15 protein-coding genes and 1 pseudogene are annotated in these 11,125 nt (G+C 70.6%); all 16 read left to right on the forward strand.

The genetic code is table 11. The features are described from left to right. Positions 1-951 (forward strand): annotated as a pseudogene (locus VIU94_RS12565) (hypothetical protein); the annotation flags it as partial. A 10-nt stretch (positions 952-961) separates the two neighbouring features. After that, positions 962-1,315 (forward strand): hypothetical protein, encoded by a 354-nt coding sequence (locus VIU94_RS12570; protein WP_331910736.1) that lies wholly within the window; start codon positions 962-964, stop codon positions 1,313-1,315. Next, positions 1,315-1,659, forward strand: a complete 345-nt coding sequence (locus tag VIU94_RS12575) for a hypothetical protein (protein WP_331910738.1) — start codon at positions 1,315-1,317, stop codon at positions 1,657-1,659. The genes VIU94_RS12570 and VIU94_RS12575 overlap by 1 nt, the downstream gene beginning before the upstream one ends. A 470-nt stretch (positions 1,660-2,129) precedes the next feature. Continuing rightward, positions 2,130-2,564 (forward strand): P27 family phage terminase small subunit, encoded by a 435-nt coding sequence (locus tag VIU94_RS12580; RefSeq protein ID WP_331910740.1) that lies wholly within the window; start codon positions 2,130-2,132, stop codon positions 2,562-2,564. Beyond that, the gene (locus tag VIU94_RS12585) at positions 2,533-4,299 is read left to right on the forward strand and encodes a terminase large subunit (RefSeq protein WP_331910742.1); all 1,767 of its coding nucleotides are present in this window, start codon (positions 2,533-2,535) and stop codon (positions 4,297-4,299) included. Before VIU94_RS12580 ends, VIU94_RS12585 begins: the two co-directional genes overlap by 32 nt. 11 nt (positions 4,300-4,310) lie before the next feature. Further along, positions 4,311-4,559, forward strand: a complete 249-nt coding sequence (locus VIU94_RS12590; protein ID WP_331910744.1) for a hypothetical protein — start codon at positions 4,311-4,313, stop codon at positions 4,557-4,559. 10 nt (positions 4,560-4,569) lie between these two features. Further along, positions 4,570-6,576: a phage portal protein gene (locus tag VIU94_RS12595; RefSeq protein WP_331910746.1), complete on the forward strand. Its 2,007-nt coding sequence runs from the start codon at positions 4,570-4,572 to the stop codon at positions 6,574-6,576. Positions 6,577-6,593: 17 nt separating this feature from the next. Further along, positions 6,594-6,740, forward strand: a complete 147-nt coding sequence (locus tag VIU94_RS12600; RefSeq protein ID WP_331910748.1) for a hypothetical protein — start codon at positions 6,594-6,596, stop codon at positions 6,738-6,740. Next, positions 6,737-7,393 carry an HK97 family phage prohead protease gene (locus tag VIU94_RS12605; RefSeq protein ID WP_331910750.1) on the forward strand — a complete coding sequence of 219 codons (657 nt, stop codon included), beginning with the start codon at positions 6,737-6,739 and terminating at the stop codon, positions 7,391-7,393. The genes VIU94_RS12600 and VIU94_RS12605 overlap by 4 nt, the downstream gene beginning before the upstream one ends. Positions 7,394-7,504: 111 nt before the next feature. Beyond that, positions 7,505-8,728 (forward strand): phage major capsid protein, encoded by a 1,224-nt coding sequence (locus VIU94_RS12610; protein WP_331910752.1) that lies wholly within the window; start codon positions 7,505-7,507, stop codon positions 8,726-8,728. 37 nt (positions 8,729-8,765) lie between these two features. Beyond that, the gene (locus VIU94_RS12615) at positions 8,766-9,158 is read left to right on the forward strand and encodes a hypothetical protein (RefSeq protein WP_331910754.1); all 393 of its coding nucleotides are present in this window, start codon (positions 8,766-8,768) and stop codon (positions 9,156-9,158) included. A 95-nt stretch (positions 9,159-9,253) separates the two neighbouring features. Beyond that, the gene (locus tag VIU94_RS12620) at positions 9,254-9,511 is read left to right on the forward strand and encodes a hypothetical protein (protein ID WP_331910756.1); all 258 of its coding nucleotides are present in this window, start codon (positions 9,254-9,256) and stop codon (positions 9,509-9,511) included. Between the two features lie 3 nt (positions 9,512-9,514). Further along, complete coding sequence (locus VIU94_RS12625) at positions 9,515-10,069, forward strand: hypothetical protein (RefSeq protein ID WP_331910758.1); 555 nt, start codon at positions 9,515-9,517, stop codon at positions 10,067-10,069. Further along, positions 10,066-10,380, forward strand: a complete 315-nt coding sequence (locus VIU94_RS12630) for a hypothetical protein (protein ID WP_331910760.1) — start codon at positions 10,066-10,068, stop codon at positions 10,378-10,380. Before VIU94_RS12625 ends, VIU94_RS12630 begins: the two co-directional genes overlap by 4 nt. Further along, the gene (locus VIU94_RS12635) at positions 10,377-10,727 is read left to right on the forward strand and encodes a hypothetical protein (protein ID WP_331910762.1); all 351 of its coding nucleotides are present in this window, start codon (positions 10,377-10,379) and stop codon (positions 10,725-10,727) included. Before VIU94_RS12630 ends, VIU94_RS12635 begins: the two co-directional genes overlap by 4 nt. Before the next feature lie 10 nt (positions 10,728-10,737). Next, positions 10,738-11,125: hypothetical protein (locus tag VIU94_RS12640; RefSeq protein WP_331910764.1), on the forward strand; the 388-nt coding region annotated here is incomplete at its 3' end.

Raw genomic sequence — 11,125 nt, forward strand, 5'->3', positions numbered from 1 at the left:
AGCTCCACCGAGACCGCCCAGCCCGTAGGGCGCCGCAAGACCCGCACGGCCGTCACCGCGACGGCTGTGGACGCTGCACAGGCCGCAGGGCGGCGGAAGACGCGCACAGCGGCCCCCGCGAGCGCCACCGAGACGGCGCAGGCCCTCGGGAAAGCGAAGCGGCTCACAGCCGGACCCGCGACGACCGTGGACGCCGCGCAGCCGGAGGGCCGCCGCAAGGCCCTCGCCCTCCCGACCGCCGCCGAGACGGCCACCGCGCGCTCCGTGGGCGACCTACGCGCCGTCCAGGGCACCGGTGAAGCCGACGAAGCCCGGCCGCTCGCCCGGGGCAAGCGTGCGGCTCTCACGGCCGCCCAGGGCACCGCTGAGGCGCGCACCGTCGCCCGCCGCAAGACGCGAGCGATCGGCACCGCCAGCACCACCCACGCGGCGCAGCCCCTCAGGGCGGCGAAGACCGCCGCCCTTGGGCCCGCCACCGACATCAGCACCGCCGAGCCCATCACCCGGCCCGGCGCCATCACCGAACCAGTCAGCCCGGCCAGCGAACTCGCCCAGGCCCTGCCGACCGGGAAGACCAAGCACCTCGCGCTGCAGCCCGCCATCGAGCAGGCCGCCGCACGAACCCTCGGCCGGGTGCGTCTCATCCCTCTCGGCCCCCCAACCGAGTCGGACGCCTCCGGCGCGCTCGGCCGAGGCAAGACCCGCGCAGTCGGGACTGCTGAGGAGACCGACGCCGCCGTTCCAGTGAGCGGCGGAGAGCAGCCTGGGACGCTCCCTGACCTCACGGGCACGCTGACCCCCATAGGACGCCTCACGGGCGCTCTGGAGGCCGTTCCGGTGTACGCGGGAGCCCTCGCCCCGGACGAGCCCTATGCGGGCGCTCTGGACGCCACGGACGGCCGGACGGGGACGCTCACGGCCACCGGAACCCTGACCGGATCGATCACCTGATGGAGGATGCATGCCGACCGTGGCAGTCGATTTCGACGGCGTGATCCACGCCTACCGCAAGGGTTGGCAGGACGGCAGCATCTACGACGAGCCCATCCCTGGCGCGTTCGACGCCCTCCGGGAACTCATGGAGCGGTACGCCGTCTTCATCCACACGACCCGCGACGCTAGCGACGTTGCCGAGTGGCTGATCAACCGGGGCTTCAACTGCCGAATCGGCTACAGCGGGAAGTTCTGGAACGACCAGGGCAGTCTTCTGATCACTGACCGCAAACTCCCTGCCATCGCCTATGTCGACGACCGGGGCATCCGGTTCGAGTCGTGGGCACAGGCGCTCGGCGATCTTGAGCAACTGGGTACCTGATGCCCACGCGCCGAGCCCTCACCGTCAACCAGTCCAACGACGAGACCCTCACCGGACAGGCCACCGAAACCGACTTCGGAAGCCCACTCGACCTCACCGACGTCACCCTGGAGATGCTCCTGAAGGCGTCCGAGGCGACCCCCGACGACGACCCCGGCGTCACGACGCTGTCCACCACCGGCGGCGAGATCACCATCACCGACGCCGAACTGGGGACGTTCGAGGTGACCATCCCCGACACGGCCCTCACCGAGGCAGGGAACCGCTGGTACCGCGTCGACGCCATAGCGGGCACCTCACGCAAGACCATCGTCTACGGGCCCATGCGCGTCCGGGACCTGTGATGCCCACCCGGGCGGCCCGACGATGCACCACCAGCGGATGCAGCGGCCAACCCACCGGCAGACGCAGCAGCAAATGCACCGACTGCCAGGCCCGCCGCACCACACCCCGCCCCTCACCAGCCGACAGGGGCTACGACACCGCATGGCGTGAACTGTCCGAACAGATCAGGGCCGAGCGTCCAGTCTGCGAGGAGTGCGGACGCAGACCCAGCGCCCACGTCGACCACATCGACGGCAACAGCCGCAACAACCACCCCGCCAACCACCAGGCCCTATGCCACCCATGCCACAGCCGCAAGACCGCATCACGTGACGGCGGCTTCGGGAACCCACGCACACCCCGATGACCATGCATCACATCGACGCAGGTCACAGGGGTATGGGGGTCAAATCTCTGGGGCCTAAGGGGTGCCGACCGCGGGGTTGGCTTCGAAGGTGCGCCGACAGAACTCCCAAGGGGGGTGATCGACATGGGTGAGCAGGGTGGGCGCCCGCCCAAGCCCAGGGCCCTGAAGGTGCTGCACGGGGACCGGCCGGACCGGATCAACAACGCCGAGCCCGTCCCGTCGGCGCTGCCCGTCGAGCCGCCGTACGAACTGCCGGCGCCGGTGCGCGAGGTCTGGGACCGGCTCGCACCTGACCGGATCGCCAAGGGCCTGCTGACCGCCTGGGACGCCGACGCGTTCGCCGCGTTCTGCGAGGCGCTGGTGCTGGTGCAGCAGGGCGCCCGTGAGGCGTCGGGGCCGATCGTGCCGGGGTGCGCGTCGCCGATGAGCCGCTTCAAGGAGGCGGTGTCGATCTGCGGTTCGCTCGGCGGCCGGTTCGGGTGGACGCCGTCGGATCGGCAGAAGCTGGTCGTCGGGGAGGAACGCCGTGACCCGACCGCAGACCTCCTGTCCGGCTGAGGTCGATCACGACGCGCGGTGGCGGCCGGCGGACCGAACGGGTCCGGTGTGCGGCTACACCTTCCGCGAACTGACGTGCCCCAAGCGGGGGGCGCACTACTGCGAGCCGCGCGCGAACCGGGTCGTCCAGTTCTTCGCCCAGCTCCTGGTGCACACCAAAGGGCCATCGGCGCGCAAGGCGTTCGTACTGAAGTCCTGGCAGGAGCACCACGTCATCCGGCCGATGTTCGGCGAGGTGGCGTGGTCTGATCAGTGGGGCCGGTACTCGCGCCGCTACCGGGTGGCGCACATCGTGGTCGCCCGCAAGAACGGCAAGTCCGAGCTGGTCGCCGGGATCTTCCTGTACCTGCTGGTCGGGGATGACGAGGAGTCGGCCGAGGTGTACGGCGCGGCCCGCGACACCAAGCAGGCCGGGAAGGTGTTCGAGCCGGCGCTGCGGATGGTGCAGTTGTCGCCGCCGCTGAGCAAGCGGCTCAAGCACATCAAGAACGCGCGGCGGCTGGTGGACGAGAAGACCGCCAGCCACTTCGAGATCATCACCGCGGACGCGCTCGGCGAGCTTGGCCACAACCCGCACGGGTTCTACCTGGATGAGGTTCTGTCGCAGCGGGACGACTCGCTGTGGACGACGATGCGGACCGCGGCCGGCGCGCGGACGCAGCCGCTGCTGGTGTGCATGACCACCGAGACCAATGATCCGGCGTCGTTCGGTGCGGGGATGATCGACGAGGCCGACCGGGTGATGACCGACCCGCAGCGCGCGCCGCACGTGTTCGCCTACGTCCGCAAGGCGCCTCGCACCGAGGAGGAGCTGGACCGGCTGCGCCGGTTCTTCCCCGGCGAACCGGACCTGCCGGTGTCGCTGGATGTGTGGGACGAGGCGAACTGGAAGTGGCCCAACCCCGCACTGGATGACTTCCTGTCGCGGGAGGCGCTGCGACAGGAGGCGCTGGAGGCCCGCAACGAGCCGAAGAAGGAGAACTCCTTCCGGCAGTTCCGCGCCAACCAGCGCGTGCAGCAGGCCACCCGGTACGTGCCGATGGATCTGTGGGACGCGTGCACGGGCGCGGTCGCACCGAATCCCGACTGGCTGCGCCCGCGGCTGGCCGGCCGCAAGTGCTGGGCGGGCCTGGACTTGAGTTCGAAGCTGGACCTGACCGCCTGGGCGCTGCTGTTCGCTGACGGCACGGTGCTGTGGCGGTTCTGGGCGCCCGAGGCTGTGGTGCCGCTGCTGGACGAACACACCGACGGGGCCTTCTCCGGCTGGGTGCGTGACGGCTGGGTGACGGCGACCGACGGCGACACCATCGACTACGAGCGCGTGTACGCCGACATCGTCGCCGACCATGAGGCGTTCGCCATCGCCGGGATCACCTACGACAAGTGGTGCGGCGAGCCGGTGCGCCAGGCCGTGGAGTCCATGACGGGCCTGGAGATGTACGAGTCGAACACCACCTACGAGCGGATGACGCCGCCGATGAAGGAGTTCATGGTCCTGCTGAAGGACGAGACGCTCCGGCACGGCGGGAACCCGGTGGCCTGGTGGATGGCCGACAACCTCGAAGCAAAGTCGCCGACCGATGACCCGGACCGGATCCGGCCGGTGAAGCCGAACCGTGACGCGTCGGGGAAGCGGATCGATGGGATGCCGGCGCTGTTCTTCGCGATCGACGGGCGGATGCGCCCCGGGCCGGCCGAGAGCGTGTACGAGACCCGCGAGGTGCGGACGCTGTGAAGGGAGCCGATGTGCACACCGATCAGCGCGAGGACCGCGAGTCGCCGGTCGATCAGTGGGATGTGCTGGCCGTGGCCGGCGCGCTGGTGTTGTTCGCGGGCCTGTGGCTGTGGGTGTCGCTGGGATGCGCGCTGACCGTCGTCGGCGGGCTCGTCCTGGCGCTGGGCGCGGCCGGGGCGTTCAACGCCGCCCGCCCCGCCGCCGCCCGCGAGGAGCCGCTGGAGGGCGTCGCGCGGCGCCGGATCGGCCGGGCAGCCTGACATGGGTTTCATGCGGTCGGCGTTCCGCGCCTCTTCGGGGGAGACCTCGGGGATCGCCACGCCCGAGCAGTGGGCGGTGGACTTCTTCAAGGGCGGCGAGGGGACGTCGTCGGGCGTCCAGGTGTCGGAGGACACCGCGCTGCACTACGGCCCGTTCTTTGCCGGCGTGAACGTCATCTCCGGCGACCTGGCCTCGCTGCCGCTGATCACTTACGAGCGGCTGGAGCGGGGCAAGCGCCGCGCCACCGACCACCCGCTGTACCCGCTGCTGCATGACGCCGCTAACGACGTGATGTCGGCGATGGCGTTCCGGCAGACCCTGATGGGGCACGTGCTGACGTGGGGAAACGGCTACGCCGAAGTCGTCCGCCAGGGCGGCAAGGTGACGGCGCTGTGGCCGCTTCGCCCGGACCGGGTGAAGCCGCGGGTGAAGCGCGACGGACCCGGCCGCGTGAGGTTGGTGTACGAGTACATCGACCCGGTGCACGGAATCAAGGACACGCTGCTGCCTGATGAGGTGCTGCACATCGCGGGCCTGGGCGGCGACGGCATCCGCGGCTGGTCGGTGGTGCGGCTGGCGCGTGAGGCGATCGGTCTGGGCATCGCGACCGAGAAGTTCGGCGGTACCTGGTTCGGTAACGGCTCGCGGCCGGGCGGGTTCGTCAAGCACCCCGGCACGCTCGGCGACTCCGCCTACAACCGGCTCAAGGCCAGCTTCGAGAATCGGCACCGGGGCCTGGACAACGCCAACCGGGTGGCCATCCTGGAGGAGGGGATGGAGTGGCAGCAGGTCGGCATCCCTCCTGAGGACGCCCAGTTCCTGGAGACCCGCCGGTTCGGCGTGACGGAGATGGCGCGGTGGCTGCGGCTGCCCCCGCACAAGATCGCCGACTTGGAGCGGGCGACGTTCTCCAACATCGAGTCCCAGCAGCTCGACTACGTCACCTCCGCGCTGCGCGTCTGGTTCGTGGCCTGGGAGCAGGCGATCAGCCTGCGTCTTCTCGGTCAGCAGGAGCGGGGCCGGTTCTTCGCCGAGCACCTGGCGGACGCGCTGCTGCGCGGTGACCTGAAGACCCGTTACGAGGCGTACGCGATCGGCCGCAACTGGGGCTGGCTCAGCGCGGACGACGTCGCCGAGATGGAGAACCGCAACCCGCTGCCCGATGGCCGCGGCGAGGTCTATATGGTGCCGTTCAACATGATGCCGGCGCCGACCCCGCAGCAGGCCGACGCGCTGAACGATGACGAGGGACGCGCCCGCGCGCTCCGGCAGTTGGTTGCCGGCCGCGGCGTCGACGGCCGCCTGAAGATCGCGCAGCATTTCAAGGCGCTGATCGTGGACGCCGACACGCGGCTGGTGAAGCTGGAGAGCGACAAGGTGACCAAGCTCGTCAAGGCGCACTTGGATGAGCGGGCGTTGCGCGCCGGGCGGTCGGCCGAGACGTTCATGACCGCGGTCGAGGAGCTGTACCGCGGGCAGATCGCGCAGGCCACCGAAGAGCGATGGACGCCGATCTTCGCAACGTTCAGTCAGGAGATCGCCGCTGACGCCGCGGCCGACGTCGCCTACGAGGACGAGGTCGACCTGTCGAGGTGGATCACTGCGTACGTGGCCAGCCATGCCGCCTACCGGGTGGCCTCGGCCGTGGGGCAGATCGCCGCGCAGTTGGTCGATGCTGCCACACCGCAGGACGCGGCGGCGCGGGTGCTGGCGCGGCTGGCCAAGTGGGTGGCTGAGCGGCCCGAGCGCACGGCGCGGTGGGAGGGCAACCAGATCCCCAACGCCACCGCCCGCGAGGTGTGGCGGATGGCTGGCGTCCGGCGGCTGACCTGGATGGCGCACGGCTCGGAGGAGTGCCAGTTCTGCCAGGAGCTGGACGGCCAGACGGTGAGCATCGATGAGCCGTTCGTCGCGGCCGGCTCCGAAGTCGGCCCGGACGGCACACTCACCGTCCCGCGCAACACCTTCCACCCGCCACTGCACCCGGCGTGCGACTGCCAGGTGGTACCGGCATGACCAGGCCAGGAGGAGCCATGCGCGAACCGCGCCGCCCGCAGCCCGACCCCGACCCCGACGAGCAGCCCGACGAGCAGCCCGACGAGCCCGAGGGCCGGCCGGAGCGCCAGCAGCCGGGCCCGCCGCGGGACCGGCAGATCAAAAAGCCCGGGAGGAACCGGTGAGCAGCGTTCACGCCCGCGCCTACGTCGAGCGGGCGCCCGAGCAGGGCCCGATCCCCTGGGTGGTGGCCAACGAGGGGCTGATGGCCGACGGCATCGACCTGAAGATGGACGCCCTGGACCTCGGCCGGTTCGAGAAGAACCCGATCATCGGATACGGGCACGACTACTTCGGTCGCGAGTCCCTGCCGATCGGCCGCGCTGTCGAGACCGTCGTCGACGGTCCCAAGCTGCGGCTGATGGTGGAGTTCGACCAGGGCGACGAGTTCGCCCGCACCGTCGACCGCAAGGTCCGCGGCGGCTTCCTCAACACCATGTCCGTCGGGTTCAGCGTGGACGGCCTCGACGAGCACGGCGTGCCGTCCCGGTGGGAACTGTTCGAATCCTCGGTGGTGCCGCTGCCGATGGACCCCGACGCCACCGCCGAGCGGTTGGCCCGGTCCTTGTCGGCGCTGCGCACCGGCCAGCTCATCACGCCCGGCGACGCCGCGGCGCTGCTGACCGCCGCCGGCCTGGGCCGCCAGGACGCCCCCGCTCCGCCGGCTCCCGGCAAGGGCCGCACGGCCGACCCCGACGAGGACGGCCAGGACGAGACCGGCGAGCGACTGGCTCGCCGGCTGCGGCTCGCGCGGGCACGCACTCGCCTCAGCCGCTGATCAGACTTCCCGCCCCGGGCTGGGGCGGGCGCACCACCCGACGATCTCAGGGCCTGGGCTTGGTCCTGCGCTGTCGGCTGCCCCCGATACACCTGACCGAGAGGAGCGCTCGTGGACATCCACGAGATGACGCAGCGCAGCAATGAGCTGAAGGCCCAGGCCCAGTCCATCCTGGACGAGACCACGGGTCCGGGCCGGAGCATGGACGCCCAGCAGCGCGAGCGGTTCGACAAGCTGATGGACGACGCCGACACCCTCGACGCCGACATCGAGCGCGGCATCCGGGCCCGCGACGCCCAGCGCCGCGACATCGACCCGGGCCGCCGCGACGAGCCGCAGCCCGACGACAAGCCGGAGCGCACCGCCGAGGATCTGCATTCCGACGCGTTCCGCACGTTCGTCCGGAGCGGCACCCGCGCGCTGAACGACGAGCAGGCCCGCGCGCTGAACATGGGCACCGACACCCAGGGCGGCTACCTGATGGCGCCGCAGCAGTTCGTCGCCGAGCTGCTGAAGAACGTCGACGACGCCGTCGCGATCCGGCCGCTGGCCACCGTCATGCAGCTGTCCAAGGCTGAGAGCCTGGGCGTGCCGACGCTGGACACCGACCTGAACGACGCCGACTGGACCACCGAACTCGGCGCCGTGACCGAGGACGACGCGATCCGGTTCGGCAAGCGGGAGCTGCGCCCGCACCCGATCTCCAAGCTGGTCAAGATCAGCCGGACGCTGCTGCGCCGCGCGACCCTGGACCCCGAGTCCATCGTCCGGGCCCGGATGGAGTACAAGTTCGGCGTCACGCTGGAGAAGGCGTACATGACCGGCGACGGCAACGAGAAGCCGCTCGGCCTGTTCACCGCCAGCACGCAGGGCATCTCCACCAGCCGCGACTCCAACCTGCCGCACACCACCGGCACGCTGGACACCCCCGGCGCCGCGGACGCCCTCATCGACGCCAAGTACTTCCTCAAGGCGCAGTACCACGCCGCGGCCCGGTGGCTGTTCCACCGCAACCTGGTCCGCGACATCCGCAAGCTCAAGGACGCCAACAACGTCTACATCTGGCAGGCGGGCCTGGCCAGCGACCGGCCGGACACCATCCTCGACCTGCCCTACGTCATGAGCGAGTACGTCCCCAACACCGTCACCGACGGTTCCTACGTGGGGATGCTCGGCGACTTCTCCTTCTACTGGATCGCCGACTCCCTCGCCATGGACGTGCAGCGCCTCGACGAGCTGTACGCGGTCAACAACCAGGTCGGGTTCATCGGCCGGATGGAGACCGACGGCATGCCGGTCCTGGAAGAGCCCTTCGTCCGCCTCAAGGCCAGCTGACCCGGCCGGCCACCGACACCAGGAAGGGAACTCTCCCATGGCAACCGACATGGTCAACAGCATCGCCGTCTCGCAGTCGCTGGTGCCCGCCGCGCGCACCGCGACCGGCAACGGCACCAGCGTCGACCGGACCGGCTACGAGGCCGTCACCGTCGTCATCGTCAGCGGCGTCATCACCGACGGCACCCTCTACACCTTCGAGGTCAAGGAGAGCGACGACAACAGCACCTTCACCGCTGTCGCCGACGCCGACCTGATCGGCACCGAACCGGCCCTGGCCGCCACCGACGACAACGTCGTCCGCGAGGTCGGCTACAAGGGCCGCAAGCGGTACGTGCGGGTCGACCTGGTGGGCGCCACGGGATCGCCGTCCACCGGCGGAGTGTTCGGTGCGTTCGTCGTCCTCGGCAAGGGCCGCAAGAACGCCTGACCCCCCTGCGTGGCCGCGGGCCCTGCCACCCCGGACCTGGCCCGCGGCCACCCCACCCTCCTCTACATCCCCGCAGACCTCGACGAGAGGACGCCATGCGCACCGTTCAGATGTTCAGCACGATCGCCACCGACGACGGGATCACCGCCTCCCCCGGCGACAGGATCGAACTCGACGACGACCGCGCCGCCGAACTGGTGGACAGCGGATTCGCCGAGTACACCGACGGCGACAGGCAGGCCGGCGGCCGACGCCGCCGCCCTGTCGCAAGGCGCTCGGCCAAGCTCCCGGCTGACACCGACCCCGCCGCCAAGAACGCCCCCAAGGGCGACGGCGACGGCGAGGGCAAGTAGCCGATGGCCTACGCCAGCGCGGACGAACTCGCGATCCTCCTCGGCCAGGAGGACGGGTTCGCCACCGCAGGGGAAACCGAGCGCGCCGAGCTGCTGCTGGAACTGGCCACCGGCGAGATCGACGACGAGATCGGCCAGTCCCTGGACGACGCCGTCGACGACCTCGTCCTGGACGGCACCGGCACGCACGCGCTCATCCTGCCGCGCTGGCCCGTCACCGCCGTCACCTCCGTCGCCCTGGTCGCAGTCGACGGCGATGAGACACCCCTCACCGAAGGCACCGACTTCACCTGGAGCAACGACGGCATCCTGCGCCGCCGGTGCTCACGCTGGCCGCTGCGCGCCAAGGCGGTGCACGCGGTCGTGCGCGCCGGATACACCGACTACCCGGCGGGCGTGAAGCGCGTGTGCCTGGCGCTGGCGTCCCGCGGCTGGGACAACCCCGGCGCACTCACACAGGAACGCCTGGGAGACCACTCCAAGAGCTACGGCACGCTCGGCACCGAACTCGCCGACAGCGAACTGCGGCGCCTGGCCACCTACCGGGCCCGGACATGATCACCCGCTGGTTCGTCCAGACGGTCACGATCGAACCGTTCACCGGCGAGTCCGCCCGCGGCGCGGTGTACGGCCCCGCCTACACGGTCCGCTGCAAGGTCGAGGAGTCCTCGGACTACAAGCGCGGCCGGGACGGCTCGGCCGACCGGCACGAGGTCACCGACGGCACCACGATCTACATGCCGCGCGACACCAACTGCCCGCCGCGCTCCCTGGTCACCCTCCCGTCCGGGATCAAGGCCACCGTCGTGGCAGTCAGCCGCCTGGAGGGCGACCCATCGATCCGGCACCTGAAGGTCACGGCACGGTGACCCGCCGGTTCCGGATGGAGTGGCACGGCGACCGCTACTCCTCCCTCATGGGTGTGGGCCTCAATGCCGGTCTGGAGGAGGCGGCCGAGTACCTACTGGAGGAGTCCAACCGCAGCGTCCCCATCGAAGACCTGCCGCTGCAGCGGTCCGGAGAGGTCTCCACCGACACGGCCGCCAAGAAGGCCGCCGTGTCCTACGACACCCCCTACGCCGTCCGCCAGCACGAGCATGCCTACCGGCACGACCCCGGCCGGCGCCGCAAGTTCCTGGAGATCCCGTGGCTGGCCAATCGGTCGGAGATGCGGGACATCATCGGCCGCGCCGTCCGCCGGCACCTGCACCTGTGAGGGAGGCCCGGTGGGCTGGACAGAAAACCTGCTGACCGGCCTGGCTGAGTTCCTCGACGCCCGCGGGGTCGCGGTCTGGTACGGCAACGATCCGTTCCCCAAGGCGCCGCCGCATCCGCCGGTGGCGCTGCGGTCCCTGCCCGACTTTCCCGACCGGGCCTACAGCCTCGACGCCTACACCGAAGTGGACGCCGAGAACCCCGACCTGTCCGACGTGACCACGGCCGTGCAACTCCAGTCCCGCGGCACCGCCGAAGCCGACGACGTCGACGACATCGCCGACGCCGCATGGCAGGTGCTGCACGGCGCGCGGATGCTCACGCTCGGCTCCGGCCTGACCGCGGTGCACGTGTCGCTGATCTACCGCCGTTCCACGGCGCGGCTCGGTGTCGACGGCC

Origin of the sequence: Streptomyces sp., assembly GCF_036566765.1 — a bacterium.
Taxonomy (GTDB): domain Bacteria; phylum Actinomycetota; class Actinomycetes; order Streptomycetales; family Streptomycetaceae; genus Streptomyces.